Origin of the sequence: Streptomyces sp. NPDC017202 (assembly GCF_044331705.1) — a bacterium.
GTDB lineage: Bacteria > Actinomycetota > Actinomycetes > Streptomycetales > Streptomycetaceae > Streptomyces.
Genome location: NZ_JBIRNP010000021.1, coordinates 1 through 12,732 on the forward strand (window position 1 = coordinate 1; position 12,732 = coordinate 12,732).

Consider the following 12,732-nt stretch of genomic DNA (forward strand, 5'->3'; position numbering starts at 1 on the left):
GTACATCCAGTACACGGGCGATCCTCCGCCTTGCGATGCACCGCACCAGACGCCGCGCACTGATCCGACGCGAATTGTCAGACACGCCCTAGGGCCTCTCGTTTGGATCATGCCGGGCTCGCAGGCCCTGGTGCCGCTCCCCCACTCTCGGCTTCGCTCGAGCGGGAGGGACCCCCACCGCCGCGTTGTCGTCGGTCGCCAGGGCTCCGCCCTGACTCCCTCCTCCGCCTTGCGAGGCTCCCCCACTGCCCGAAAGGCGTGGGAGGTGCCCCCAGCACCAGACCCCGCTCCCTGATCCGCCCTGATCCAAACGAAAGACCCTGGACCCGGCGGCGGCATGGGCATCGCCACCGTCGTCGAACGCCTCTGACCGGCGGCCGTCCGCCTCCGCAGCCGTTCGCCCTCACGGGAGACCTCAGCCATGGACACCACCGCACGACCCGCCACCATCCGCTGGGAAGAGTCCGACGCCCCCGTCGTCACCCTCGTCCTCGACGACCCCGACCAGAGTGCCGACACCATGAACGCCGCGTTCATCGACTCGCCGGCCGCCGTCGCGGCGCGGCCGGCGGAACGCCGCGGCGCCGTCCGGGGCGTCATCGCCACCTCCGCCGAGAAGAGCTTCTTCGCCTGCGCCGGCCGGGAAGTACGGCGACCGCCTCGCCCCGCCCGAGCTGCTGCCGCGCACGGCCGAGCGGGGCGAGACCCTCACCGGCTCCTGAACCGCTCCGCGGGTCCGCGCCGCCCCCGCACCTCCTGCGCACCGACCGGCTCCGGTGGGCAGGGCCGTCGTTCCCCGGAGCCCGGGCTCACGGTCGGCCGCCCCGCTTCCCCCAGCTCCACCAGGCACGCCCGCAGGGCCTGCCGGCGCCCCGGTCTCCCCGGACGCTCCCTCCCGACCCGCAAGGGGACCCCATGACATCAGCACCCCGCGCCACCGGCGACCTGCCCGACGACCCGGCAGACCGGACCCTGCCGCACCTGCTGACCCGCAACGCGCGCGAGTACCCCCGACTCCCGGCTCTCTCATGGCAGTCGGCGGACCCGGACGGCGACTGGACGACGTTCGGCTGGGCGGAGGTCCAGGAGCACACCCGCAGCCTCGCCGCCGGCTACCGGGCCCTCGGCGTCGGCCGCGGCGACCATGTGCTGCTGATGATGGCCAACCGGCCCGAACACTGGCTGTCGGACCTGGCGCTGGTCCGCCTCGGCGCCGTCCCGGTCAGCGTCTACGGCACCGCGGCCCCCGAGCAGATCACCCACATCGCCCGCAACTGCCGGGCCCGCCTCGCCGTGGTGGAGGGAGCGGCCCAGGTGGCGGTGTGGGAGCCGCTGCTGGCCGACGCCGACACCCCGCTGGAGCGGCTGGTGGTGGCCGAGGCGGGTGCGGAGGACGGCCACGTCCCGTACGCCGCCCTGCTCCGCGAACCGGCGCCGGAGCGGTTCGCCGGGGAGCTGGACGCCGCCCGCCCCGAGGACCCGCTGACCGTCGTCTACACCTCCGGCACCACCGGCGAGGCCAAGGGCGTCGTCCTGACCCACCGCCAGGTGATGTCCAACGCTCTGGCGCTGGACGCCGTGGTGGAGCTGCCCCCGCACGTCGAGCACATCTGCTACCTGCCGTTCGCCCACATCGCCGAGCGGATGCTGGGCATCTACCTGCCCTGTCACCGGGCCTCGCACGTCCGTCTCTGCGCCGACCCGACGCGCGTCGGCGAGGTGGTGCGCAAGGTGCGTCCCGCGCAGTTCTTCGGCGTGCCGAGGATCTGGGAGAAACTGTCCGCCGCCGTGCGGGCCGTCCTCTCGCTGATGCCGGCCGAGCAGCGGGTGGTCATCGACCGTGCGTTCGAGGTCGCCCGCGAGCACGTCGGGTACCGCGAGCGGGGCGAGACCCCGCCCGCCGACCTCGAGGAGCGCTACGCCCGCGCCCGCGAGGACGTGCTGCTGCCCATGCTGGCCGCGGGCGGTCTGGACCGGGTGACCTGGTCGGCCAGCGCGTCGGCGCCGATGTCCGTCGACGTGGTGAGGTTCTGGGCCGGCTTCGGCATCGTCGTCATGGACGCCTGGGGGCTGACCGAGACGACCGGCGTGGCCACCAGCAACAGCCCGAGGACCGGCTTCCGGCTCGGCTCGGTGGGACGCCCGGTGGCGTCCGTCGAGGTCCGCGTCGCCGAGGACGGCGAGATCCTGGTGCGGGGCGCGTCCGTCTTCTCCGGCTACCTCCGGCCGGACGGCTCGGTGCGGTCCGCCCTGGACGCCGACGGCTGGCTGGCCACCGGCGACATCGGCCGGATCGACGAGGACGGCTACCTCTGGCTGACCGACCGGAAGAAGGAGATGATCGTCACCTCCACCGGCAAGAACGTCTCGCCGGCCCTGGTGGAGAACGCGCTCAAGGAACACCCGCTGATCGGCCAGGCGATGGTGCACGGCGACAACCGCTCCTACCTGGTCGCCCTGCTGGTGCTCGACGCGGAGGCCGCCCCCGCCTGGGCCGCGGCCCACGGCGTCGAGGCGGAGGGGGGACCGGCCGGGCTGGCCGGACACCCCGCCGTCCGGGCGGAGGTGGACCGGGCGGTCGCCGCCGCCAACTCCCGCCTCAACCGCACCGAGCAGGTCAAACGGTACGAGCTGCTGGCCGAGGAGTGGGGTCCGGCGACCGGCGAGCTGACGCCGTCGCTGAAGATGCGGCGCCGGGTCATCCGGGACAAGTACGCCGACGCGCTGTCCGAGCTCTACCCCGACTGACCGGGCCGCGCTCCTTCCGCGTTCCTTCCGCAGCCCCTCGCCCCCTCGCCCCCTCGTCCGCACGGCCCCGCGCCTCCCCCGCACGAACGGCGGCCGCCCCCCCCCGTCCGAGGGGTGGGCGGCCGCCGTTCGCGCGGGCCGGCTCAGAGACCGTAGGACTTGCCGATGACGTCCCGCTGGATCTCGCTGGTCCCGCCGTAGACCGTGGAGACGACCGCGGCCCGCAGGTGGCGCTCCATGTCGAACTCCGTGGTGTAGCCGTAACCGCCCATCATCTGCATGCCCTCCAGGGCGGCCCGCTTGGCGAGTTCTGTGGCTTTCAGCTTGGCCATGGACGCCTCGCGCGGGAACAGCCGGTCCGGCTGCGCGTCGCAGTCCAGAGCCACCTCGCGCACCAGCAGCCGGGTGCACTCGATCTCGGTGGCGAGATCGGCGATCCGGTGCCTGAGCGCCTGGAAGGAGCCGACGGGCCGTCCGAACTGCTCGCGTTCGCGGACGTAGGCGACGGCGTCGTCGAAGGCGCGGCGCGCCAGGCCCAGCATGTTCGCGGCCAGGAAGAGCCGCTCGTGGTTCAGGCCGGCCATCAACTGCCGCCAGCCGTCGTCCACCCGGCCGACGACGGCGTCCGCGGGCAGCCGCACGCCGGTGAGGAAGACGTCGTTGACCTCCCGGCCGCGCATGGTCTCGATGCCCCGCACCTCCACGCCCGGGGCGTCGGCGGGCAGATGGAACATGGTCAGCCCGCCGTGCTTGTCCTCGCCGGTGCGGGCCACCAGCAGGATGCCCTTCGCACAGTGCGCGTTGGAGATCCAGGTCTTCTGACCGTCGATCACCCACGTGCCGTCCCGTTCCCGCCGGGCGCGGCAGCGCAGCGCGCCGACGTCCGACCCGGCCCCCGGCTCCGACATGGCGATGGACAGCACGTCGCCGCGCACGGCGCCGGACAGCACCTCCTGCCGCTGCCGCTCGGTGCCGAACCTCTCGTACGCCTTCGCGGCGATGACGGTGGTGACGAAACCTCCGCACGGGACCATCCCGTACGAGGTCTCCTCCAGGAAGAGGCAGGCGTCGGCCAGCCCGCCGCCGGCGCCCCCGTACTCCTCGGGCAGGCACACCCCGAGCCAGCCCAGGTCGGCCAGCCTTCCGTACAGCCCGGGGTGGTGGGCCTCGCGGCCGCCTCCCGTCAGCGCGTCACGCTGCCCCCGGGTGCCGCACTCGCGCTTGGCGAAGTCGCGCACGGCCGCGGCGAAAGCGGTCTGTTCCTCGGTGAGTCGACTGCCCATCAGGTCCTCCGGGTTCCGGGTGCCGGTCGGCGGCTCGGTCAGGGTCGGGCAAGCAGCAGAGTTACAAAGACATGCTAGATGTTTCAGAGTCTCTCGCGGGGGTGTTCGCCGGTATCGTGAGGAGCACCATGAGAACTGACACGAACGACTCGTGGCTCGCCCGGGCCCTCGCCCAGCCGGAGCCGGAGGACCCCGTGGCGCGCGGGATCCTCGACGCAGCACTGGAGCAGTTCACCCTCCTGGGCCTGCGTCGCTCCTCCATGGACGACGTCGCCAAGCGGGCCGGCGTCTCCCGGGTCACCGTCTACCGGCGCTTCCGCACCAAGGACAAGCTGGTCGAGGAGACCCTGCTGCGCGAGCTCGGCCGCTTCTTCCAGCGGCTGGACGCGGCGGTGGCGGCGCTGCCCACCATGAAGGAGCGGGTCGTCGAGGGCTTCGTGGTCGCCCTGCGCCACACCCGCGCCCATCCGCTCTTCGGTGGCCTGCTGCGCCTCGAACCCGAGCTGGTGCTGCCCTACCTGACCGTGCAGGGCAGTTCCTCGCTCTCCGCCACCGTCGAGTACCTGACGGTCCATCTGCGCCGCGCGCAACAGGTCGAGGGCCGCCCCGACGACGACCTGCGGCCGGTCGCCGAGCTGATGGTGCGGGTCGCCGTGTCCTTCCTGCTCAACCCCGCCAGCTGCATCGAGATGGAGGACGAGGACCAGGCCCGGGCCTTCGCCCGCCGCTACCTGGCCCCGCTGCTGGAGGCCTGACCGGCCGGAGCGTCCGGCCGGCCGGTCCGGTCCGCCGGGCGCCGCCCGGTCGTTCAGCGGCGCCGGTGCAGTGCCCGGGCCAGCCGCACCGCGCGCTCCCGCGTGGCGGCCGGAACCCCGAAGGAGGTCAGCGCGATCGGCGGGGTGAACCGCTGCACCGTCGTCGACTGCACGCAGGTGAAGGCGCGCAGGCCTTCCGCGCCGTGGATCCGCCCGAAGCCGGAGTCCCGCGAACCGCCGAACGGCAGCGCCGGCACCGCCGCGAAGCCCAGCACCGAGTTCACCGACACCGCACCCGCGCGCAGTCGCGCCGCGACGGCCGCGCCGGCACGCCCGTTGCGGCAGAACACCGCGGCCCCCAGGGCGTAGCGCGAGGCGTTGGCCCGCTCCACCGCCTCGTCCACGTCGGCCACCGCGTTGATCGCCACGACCGGCCCGAAGGTCTCCTCCGCCATCGCGGCCGCGTCCTCCGGAACGCCGGTCAGCACGACCGGCGCGACGAACGGAGCGCGCACCGACTCCGGCCCGCCCAGCAGGGCCCGCGCACCCGCCGAGACCGCGCCGGCCACATGCCGCTCGACGACCGCGACCTGGTCCGGCAGGGTCATCGGGCCGTAGGACGCGTCCGCCCCGGCACCCGGGCGCAGTGCCCCGGCCCGCTCGACCACCCGCTCGCACAGCGCCGCGTGGATCCCCCGCACCGCGTAGACCCGCTCCACCCCCGCGCAGGTCTGGCCCGCGTTGCTCAGCGCCCCCCACACGATCGCGTCGGCGGCCGCGTCCAGGTCCGCGTCCGCCGTGACGATCACCGCGTCCTTCCCGCCGCACTCGGCGAGGAACGGCGTCAGCGTCTCGGCGCACACCGCCATCACCTTGCGGGCCGTCCCCGGCGAACCGGTGAACGCGAGCTTGTCGACCCCGGACCGGGCCAGGGCGTCCCCGGTGGACGCCGCGCCGGTGACGGTGGTGAGCAGCCCGGTATGCCCGGGCACGGCGGCGTCGAACAGCTCGGCGAGCAGCACCCCGGTGCCCGGGGTCAGCTCGGACGGCTTGAGGACCACGGCGTTCCCCGCGGCCAGGGCGTAACCGACGGAGCCCATCGGGGTGTACAGGGGGTAGTTCCAGGGGCCGATCACGCCGACCACACCCAGCGGCCGGTGCACCAGCGAGGCCCGCTGGTGGACGGTGAACAGTCCGGTGCCCACCTTCCGCCGGCGCAGCACGCGGTCGGCGTTGCGGGCGGCCCAGCCCAGGTGCTCCAGCGTGAGGACGACCTCCAGCGCGGCGTCACCGGCCGGTTTGCCGGTCTCCTCGGCGATGGCGGCGGCCACGGTGTCCAGGTCGGTGGCGAGGGCCTTCTTCCAGCGCAGCAGGTGGTCACGGCGTCGGGGGGCGGGCAGCGCCGCCCAGCCGGCCTGGGCGGTCCTGGCCCGGTCCACGGCGCGGGAGACTTCTTCGGGCCCGTCCACCGGGTGTGCGGCGATCGGCTCGCCGGTGGCGGGGGAGTACGTGGTGAAGGTGGCGGTGCGGGGTGCGGTGGCCGGGGTGGTGTCGGTCATCGGCTCTCCTGACGGGGAACGTGGGGGGCGGACGGCCCCGCCGGAGCGGAGCCCCGTTCCGGCGGCGTCGCGTCCTGGAGCGGGGTCGGGGGACGGGAGTGCGCCCAGTGCGGACCCAGGTCGTCCAGGGTCCAGCCGAAGGGGTAGGTCCGCGCCCTGGGCTCGCGCGGGAACCGCTCCGGTCGCGCGGGCAGCAGGCGGATCAGCGCGGCCCGGACGCGGAACACGCGGTGGACCGCGGCCCGCAGCCAGTGCGGCTCCGGGCGGAAGCCGAGCGCCTCCAGCAGTGGTTCGTCCAGGACGGCGAGCACGACCCGGGACGCCGTCCGCCGCACCGGGGCCGGGTACCAGGAGGCCAGGATCCGCAGGGTGGCCGCGGCGACCCTGCGGTTGGCGGGGTCGTAGGCGAACATCTCCCGTTCGTAGGCGTCGTGGAGCCGCTCGAACGCGGCGTAGGTGTCGGGCGCACCGGAGATGCCCATCATCTCGCCCATCCGCCGGCCCACCAGCGCCAGGCTCTCCGTCTCCTGCTCGGACAGGCGCCGCCAGCCGAACCGGTCGATCCACCGCTTCGGCCCCACCACCGTGGTGGCCAGGACGTAGAGGAAGTCCTCGTCGGGAATCCGGTACCGGCCGTGTATGCGGTTCAGGTGACGGGCGGCCGCCCGGCCGTGCTCCGAGTCCGTCCCCGCGCGGACCATCTCGTAGGTGAGCAGCACCGTGTCGTCGTACCGCTTCTGGCCGGCGCGCTCGAACTCCTGGGTGCGGTCCAGGAGGCGGGAGATGCGCGGGACGCCGTAGTCGCGCAGGAACGCGATCGAGGCCCCGTGGAGATAGTCGCGGGGGAACTCGTAGTGGACGATCCACCGGTAGATCTGCTCGAAGTCCTGCTGCGGATCCATCTGCCGGATGCGGCGGAGCCGGCTGTAGCGGCCCATGGATGATCCCTCCTGTCGGAACCGCGGCCACCGGCTCGCGGTGCGCGTGGTCGTGCCGGCCGTACGGGATTCCTGGGGAACACCCCCTGTGAGTCGAAGATACTGAAACTATTGAGTTGTATCATTGGGCGTCAATACCCTTAACGGGAGCGAGAGTTGCAGACCCGATCTCCTCCAGGGCCTGCCGTGAGGTGCCGGGCCGGTGCCCGCACCGCCTGCGGACGACCTCTGCGCACCCGACGAAGCCGCCACGGACGGGGCGGAACCTGACGAAGTGCTACTGGTGCGGCGGCGCGGGTCGAGGGGTGCCCCCGCCCGTGCCTCGGCCACCCGTGCGCCGATTACCCCCTAGGGGTATTGGGGAAGGGGAAGGGTTCCCGTGTTCTTCGTCGTCCCGCTGGAGCCTCCTCTACTACGCCTCCTATGTCCTGATCACGTCTTTCGTGCTGGTCAACGTCCTCATCGGGGTGGTGCTCACCTCTCTCGAGGAGGCCAAGGAGATGGAGAGCGAGGAACCGCCGCTCCTCCCCGGGCGGCAGGCCCCCGACGGCGACGACCCGCTTCTGGACCGCATCACCGCGGCCCGCCACGCCCTGGACGAGCTCGAACGCGAACTCGCCCGGACCGCGCCGCCCGGCTCCCGGAACTGACCGCGGACGGGCAGACGGGGAGACGGGCGGACGGCGGTGGCCCGGTGGACGGCGGTGGCCCGGTGGACGGCCCGTGCCCGGCCGGCCGGAAGTCCCCGCAAGCCCGACGGGACCCGTCACGGGGAACCGCGGAGGCACAAGGCACACTCTGCGGGTAACAAGCACTGTGAGACGAAGGACGAACGCACATGATCACCCTCACGAAGGAAGACGGCCCGGCCGACCTGGACGGAGTGACCCACCTGTCCATCGGGGTCTCCTGGGACCCCACCGCCGGCAGCAGCGGCGGGGTGCTGGGCAAGCTGCGCCGCAAGTCCGGCACCGACCTCGACCTGATCGCCGTCGCCATGCAGGGCGGGGACCCGGTGCGCCTCGCCGGCCTCGACTCGCTCGACCCCATGGGCAACGGCTCGCTGGTGCACAGCGGCGACAACCAGACCGGGCGCGGCGACGGCGACGACGAGACGGTGACCGTCGAGTTCGCCCGGGTACCGTCCAACATCACGTCGATCGTGTTCGTCGCCGCCGCCTACAAGAAGGGCAGCTCCTTCCAGAAGGCGCGCAACATCAGCTTCAAGGTCTACGACGCCACCGGGGGCAACTCCCAGCAGGTCGCCGACATCTGGCCGAGCCTGCTCACCCAGGACAACGGCTGCGCCGTGGCCAAGGCCGTCCGGGTCGGCGGCAGCTGGAAACTCGAAGTCATCAACGTCACGGGCAAGGTCAAGCAGGGCGACGAACACGCCCTGATGCGTTTCGCCGTCAGCAAGTGACCTACGTACGGGGGTTGGTGTGAGCCAGGTGCTCTATGGCGAACGATCGTGGAATCCGCTGGCGCGGACCGTGGAGTTGACCGAGGACCGGCTGCGGATCGGCGGCCGGACGACGCCGCTGGACGAGCTGAACCTCGCGGCCATGGCCGAGGCGTTCCAGCGGGGGTGCTGGCTCGGGGGCGGCGGGACGGAACGCCCGCTGGAGCGGCTGCCGGAGGGGTTCGGGGTCGTCCCGGTGACCCGTGCCACCGGCACCACCACGCCGGTGAGGACGCGGCAGACCGCCGGGTTCGCCCGCACGCTGGGGGAGTTGGCGGTACGGCGGTGCGGCGGGCCCGGGGGCGTGGCCGCCCTGGCGGCCCGGGCCCGGGCCGAGGGCGTACCGCTGTGGATCGCGCGGCGCTTCGCGCCCGGACCCGCCGGGCCGGTCACCGTCGCCGTGGACCGGCGCCTGGTGCGCGTGGACGTCTGGGGACCGCACGCCCCCGTCGTACGGATCCGGGCGCCGCACGGCTTCCGCCGCGACGCCCTCGAACCGTCCGGCGGCCTGCGCCTGACGATCGGCGACGCCCCGGCAGAGATCGTTCTGAGGAAGAAGCTGCGCAGGTCCAGGAGTTCCGTGGAGGTGCGACTGCCCGGCCAGTGCTGGGTGCTGCGGCGGGAGAACGCGGAGAGTTCGTGGCTGCTGCGCGACGAACGCAGAGTGGCGCTGCTGACGCGTCCCCCGCGCCGGCCGGTGCCCGAGCCCGGCTCGGTGCTGCTGCCGCTGGCCCCCGTGCGGTACGAGAGCCCCGATCCGCTGGACGCCGTCATGGCGCACGCTTTCGCCGTCGCGTTCGGGATCGGCGACACGACGGGCCTGGCACGGTTCCGGCCGGAACGGCGCCGGGTGAACGGGGGCGAACCGATCGCCGCCGACGAAGCGTGGAACCGTCCCTGGTTCAGCAACCTCGGCCAGGGCAGGGACGACAACGAACCCGGCGGCGGCGACGGCTGGGGAGCGGACGGCGGCGACGGCGGCGACACCGGCGGGGGCGGGGACTTCGGCGGGGGCGGGGGCGGGGACGGCGGGGGTGGCGGGGGCGACTGACCGCCGGCCTCCCGCTTCCGGGCCGACCGCCGGAGGCTCCGCGCGTGCGGGGCCGGCCGCCGGGGCGCTCCGCCGGGCGGGGGAGCGCGGGAACACCCCCGCCTCAGATCGTCATCGCCTCCTGTATCCAGCGGTTGACGCGGTACGGCAGCCACCACTGCACCCCGCCGACCGCGAGCACGAGCCGCTCCTCGCGGAAGTCGGCGAGCGCGTCCGTCGGCACCGCCGACGCGGGAGCCCCGTACGCCAGGAGCCCGATCGCTTCCTGGTAGTGCGGCTCGTCCACCGTGAACCGGCGGAGATCCCCCCAGCGGCGGTCGCGGATCTGGACGAAGCCCGGCCCCTGTCGCCAGAGGCACTTGCCGAGGTAGTGGCCGTTGCGCCAGGTCCGCAGCGCCTCGTCCGCCCCCGCCGGGTCCACCCCCTCGATCCGCTGCGGCGGCTGGAGGTGGCTCAGGAGGCGGCCGATGTCCTCGGCGGCCGTCGGGCCCCCGTCCGGATCCGGCCGCAGGTCCCACTCGACGAGCACCGCACGGGCCGTCAGGTCCCTGACCAGACTGAGGGTTCGCACGGCACGGGCCGCCGCGTCCGGCGTCGCCGTGTCCGCGAGATCCACGACGTCGGACAGCCGGACGCGGCGCGCGCCCAGTTCCCAGAGCCGGTCGCACTCCTCGGCGACGGGACCGGTCAGCGCGAGGTCGCCGAGGAACATCCCCGGCAGCGCGCAGGCGACGGGGTCGTAGTCACGCCAGACGGCGGCGGACGCGGTGAGGGTGGAGCGGGGACTCATCGGACTGGCCTCCAGGTGCGCCTGAACGGTCGGACGGCGGGGGAAAAGAGAGGAATGGGAGGGAATGGGAGGGGAGGGGAGGGGAGGGAGGAGGAAAGGCGGGTCAGACTCCGGTCATGTGCGGTTCGGCCGGTTCGGCGGCCGGTTCGGCGGCCGGCACGGGTGTCGCGTACCGGTGCCGCATGAAGTCCAGGCGCAGCAGGTCCTCGTTCACCGCCGAGGGCGCGACGTGCACGTACTGCCCGTTGTCGGTGAAGACCAGCCCGAGCCCCACCCAGCGGTCGAGCAGCTCCTGCACCTCGTCCTCCTGGACCGCCCGGCCCGGCACCCGGCCCGCGGCCTTGCGGGTGAGGGCCGAGGGTGTGTGCGGCTGGTCCAGGAGCCGGAACACGGCGATCTCGTACGGGTCGGTCAGCTCCATCGCCCGCCACTCGAAGGCCCGGCGCCTGCTGACCAGGACGATGCGGTCGCCCAGGTCGGCCTGCGTGAGACGCGCGTCGGCGTGGTGCTTGCGCCAGGCGGCGAGCGCGGCGTTGAGCGCGGTGACGGTGGGTTTGCCGATGCCCCGCTCCGGCGCCTCGAAGACATAGGCGAGGCCGTAGAGCTCCTCCTCCGGCAGGTCGTAGGTGAAGCGGTAGTGTGCCTCCGGGCGCAGGCCGGAGAAGCCCAGCTCGGGCCGGTTGAAATAGGGGCTGAACCGTTCGATGGCGATACGGGCCGAGAGGTCGACCGGCGGGTTGAGGTGTTCCAGCGCCGGTATCTGCGCGATGACCGGGTCGTAGTCCTCCGCGCTCTCCCCCGGGAAGCCGTGCAGATAGTTCCAGGACACCGACAGGCCGGTCTCGGCGCCGTCGCGGAGCATGCGTACGTTCTGGCAGCCGCTGACGCCCTTGTCCATCAGGTCCAGGACCCGGCTGTTCAGGCTCTCGATGCCCGGCTGCACGTAGATCAGGCCCGCGTCGGAGAGCGTACGGAGGTGGGCGCGGCGCATGTTGGCCTTGATCTCGATGTGCAGCCGCAGGTCGTAGCCGCTCTCGATGATCCGGGGCAGGACGGTGGAGAGGTAGCCCATGTCGAGGATGTTGTCGACCACGTACATGTCCAGCACACGGTGGCGGCGGGCGAGATCCATGATCTCGTCGTAGAAGGTGTCCGGGCTCTTGCTGCGGAACTGCATGAAGGAACCGTTGAGTCCGCAGAACGTGCAGTGGTGCTTCTCGCCCCACCAGCAGCCTCTGGCGCCCTCGACGACGAGCTTGGGCTCGACCCAGTTGCGGGCCACGGAGGTGCCGAGGCGTTCGAAGTAGCCGCTGTAGTCGGGCGGCAGGATGGTGGCGGGCGGCAGCGGGCTGGTGGCCATCGCGTTGGCGGTGCTCGCACCGTCCGGACCGCGGTGGCACAGCCCGGCCACGGTGGAGAGGTCCGGGTGTTCCTCACCGAGCGCGGACAGGAGCCGCGGGAACGCGGCCTCGCCCTCGCCCCGGATCACGTAGTCCACGAACGGGAAGTTGCGGTGGACCGTCGCGCCCTGCTCGCCGTCGCAGTTGGCGCCGCCGATGACGGTCACGATGTGCGGCGCGAGCTGCTTGACCCGGCGGGCGGCCGCGAGCGCGGCGGTGTTCTGCTGGAAGGTGGAGGTGAAGCCCACGACGTCGGGTGCCTCGTCGACGATGCGCCGGGCGATGTCCGCCACGAACTCCGGCACCAGCCGGTGCAGTTCGCGGGTCATCCGCATCCGGGACGCGTTGAGCTTCCCCTTCATCGCGGCGGCGAACTCCTCGTCCCGCCAGTCGGGGTCGTCGTAGAGCGCGGAGGAGAAGACCCAGTCGCCGCAGCCCATGAAGTAGGAGGCCAGCGCGTAGTACTCGTAGTCCTCGGCGGTGAACTCCATGCGCCGGGTGATCCAGTCGGTGAACTCGAGGTTGGCGTGCAGGACTTCGGCACTGCCGTCCGGCACGTGCTCGTCCACACTCCGCTTGAGGATTCCCAGGGCCAGCGACGGAAGGTCGATGGGTGACCAGGGCATGTTGACCAGCAGTACGCGCATGTCAGCTCCTCGTGGGACGGCCGGAAGACGGGGAACGGAGAACGGGGAACGGGGAAGACGGCGGAAAAGGGAGCCGGGACGGACAACCCCGTTGCGGCG

At 72.9% G+C, this 12,732-nt stretch carries 9 protein-coding genes and 2 pseudogenes; 6 read left to right on the forward strand and 5 right to left on the reverse strand.

Annotated elements, in window-relative coordinates:
- Nucleotides 1–421 precede the first annotated feature (421 nt).
- Together ACH4N1_RS28815 and ACH4N1_RS28820 are read left to right on the forward strand one after the other, a co-directional pair.
- Nucleotides 422–631 (forward strand): annotated as a pseudogene (locus ACH4N1_RS28815) (hypothetical protein); the annotation flags it as partial.
- 284 nt (nucleotides 632–915) lie between these two features.
- Nucleotides 916–2,748, forward strand: coding sequence for an AMP-dependent synthetase/ligase (locus tag ACH4N1_RS28820; RefSeq protein ID WP_398101610.1), 1,833 nt, complete (start codon nucleotides 916–918; stop codon nucleotides 2,746–2,748).
- A 143-nt stretch (nucleotides 2,749–2,891) separates the two neighbouring features.
- On the opposite strand, the gene ACH4N1_RS28825 is transcribed toward ACH4N1_RS28820, so the two are convergent.
- Nucleotides 2,892–4,031: an acyl-CoA dehydrogenase family protein gene (locus tag ACH4N1_RS28825; protein WP_398101613.1), complete on the reverse strand. Its 1,140-nt coding sequence runs from the start codon at nucleotides 4,029–4,031 to the stop codon at nucleotides 2,892–2,894.
- A 128-nt stretch (nucleotides 4,032–4,159) separates the two neighbouring features.
- Between ACH4N1_RS28825 and ACH4N1_RS28830 the strand changes: the two genes are divergently transcribed.
- Entirely contained in the window at nucleotides 4,160–4,786 is a 627-nt protein-coding gene (locus tag ACH4N1_RS28830; protein WP_398101616.1) for a TetR/AcrR family transcriptional regulator, read from the forward strand.
- Between the two features lie 53 nt (nucleotides 4,787–4,839).
- On the opposite strand, the gene ACH4N1_RS28835 is transcribed toward ACH4N1_RS28830, so the two are convergent.
- On the reverse strand, nucleotides 4,840–6,345 hold the full coding sequence (locus tag ACH4N1_RS28835; protein ID WP_398101619.1) for an aldehyde dehydrogenase family protein: 1,506 nt from the start codon (nucleotides 6,343–6,345) through the stop codon (nucleotides 4,840–4,842).
- Nucleotides 6,342–7,283: an oxygenase MpaB family protein gene (locus ACH4N1_RS28840; RefSeq protein WP_398101622.1), complete on the reverse strand. Its 942-nt coding sequence runs from the start codon at nucleotides 7,281–7,283 to the stop codon at nucleotides 6,342–6,344. The genes ACH4N1_RS28835 and ACH4N1_RS28840 overlap by 4 nt, the downstream gene beginning before the upstream one ends.
- Before the next feature lie 392 nt (nucleotides 7,284–7,675).
- Between ACH4N1_RS28840 and ACH4N1_RS28845 the strand changes: the two are divergent.
- From ACH4N1_RS28845 to ACH4N1_RS28855, 3 genes and pseudogenes are all read left to right on the forward strand, one after another.
- Nucleotides 7,676–7,933 (forward strand): annotated as a pseudogene (locus ACH4N1_RS28845) (ion transporter); the annotation flags it as partial.
- Nucleotides 7,934–8,121: 188 nt separating this feature from the next.
- Nucleotides 8,122–8,706, forward strand: coding sequence for a TerD family protein (locus ACH4N1_RS28850; RefSeq protein ID WP_398101623.1), 585 nt, complete (start codon nucleotides 8,122–8,124; stop codon nucleotides 8,704–8,706).
- Between the two features lie 19 nt (nucleotides 8,707–8,725).
- The gene (locus ACH4N1_RS28855) at nucleotides 8,726–9,796 is read left to right on the forward strand and encodes a hypothetical protein (RefSeq protein WP_398101626.1); all 1,071 of its coding nucleotides are present in this window, start codon (nucleotides 8,726–8,728) and stop codon (nucleotides 9,794–9,796) included.
- Nucleotides 9,797–9,899: 103 nt separating this feature from the next.
- On the opposite strand, the gene ACH4N1_RS28860 is transcribed toward ACH4N1_RS28855, so the two are convergent.
- Both ACH4N1_RS28860 and ACH4N1_RS28865 read right to left on the reverse strand, forming a co-directional pair.
- A complete protein-coding gene (locus ACH4N1_RS28860) occupies nucleotides 9,900–10,586 on the reverse strand; it encodes a DUF5825 family protein (RefSeq protein WP_398101629.1) in 687 nt (228 codons plus the stop codon).
- A 103-nt stretch (nucleotides 10,587–10,689) separates the two neighbouring features.
- The gene (locus ACH4N1_RS28865; protein WP_398101632.1) at nucleotides 10,690–12,633 is read right to left on the reverse strand and encodes a RiPP maturation radical SAM C-methyltransferase; all 1,944 of its coding nucleotides are present in this window, start codon (nucleotides 12,631–12,633) and stop codon (nucleotides 10,690–10,692) included.
- Nucleotides 12,634–12,732: the final 99 nt, after the last annotated feature.

What these genes read in the sequence shown, in the direction of transcription:
- ACH4N1_RS28850 (WP_398101623.1), top strand. Translation starts at nt 8,122, where the DNA reads ATGATCACCCTCACGAAGGAAGACGGCCCGGCCGACCTGGACGGAGTG.
- ACH4N1_RS28835 (WP_398101619.1), bottom strand. Translation starts at nt 6,345, where the DNA reads ATGACCGACACCACCCCGGCCACCGCACCCCGCACCGCCACCTTCACC.
- ACH4N1_RS28840 (WP_398101622.1), bottom strand. Translation starts at nt 7,283, where the DNA reads ATGGGCCGCTACAGCCGGCTCCGCCGCATCCGGCAGATGGATCCGCAG.
- ACH4N1_RS28860 (WP_398101629.1), bottom strand. Translation starts at nt 10,586, where the DNA reads ATGAGTCCCCGCTCCACCCTCACCGCGTCCGCCGCCGTCTGGCGTGAC.
- ACH4N1_RS28825 (WP_398101613.1), bottom strand. Translation starts at nt 4,031, where the DNA reads ATGGGCAGTCGACTCACCGAGGAACAGACCGCTTTCGCCGCGGCCGTG.
- ACH4N1_RS28820 (WP_398101610.1), top strand. Translation starts at nt 916, where the DNA reads ATGACATCAGCACCCCGCGCCACCGGCGACCTGCCCGACGACCCGGCA.
- ACH4N1_RS28830 (WP_398101616.1), top strand. Translation starts at nt 4,160, where the DNA reads ATGAGAACTGACACGAACGACTCGTGGCTCGCCCGGGCCCTCGCCCAG.
- ACH4N1_RS28865 (WP_398101632.1), bottom strand. Translation starts at nt 12,633, where the DNA reads ATGCGCGTACTGCTGGTCAACATGCCCTGGTCACCCATCGACCTTCCG.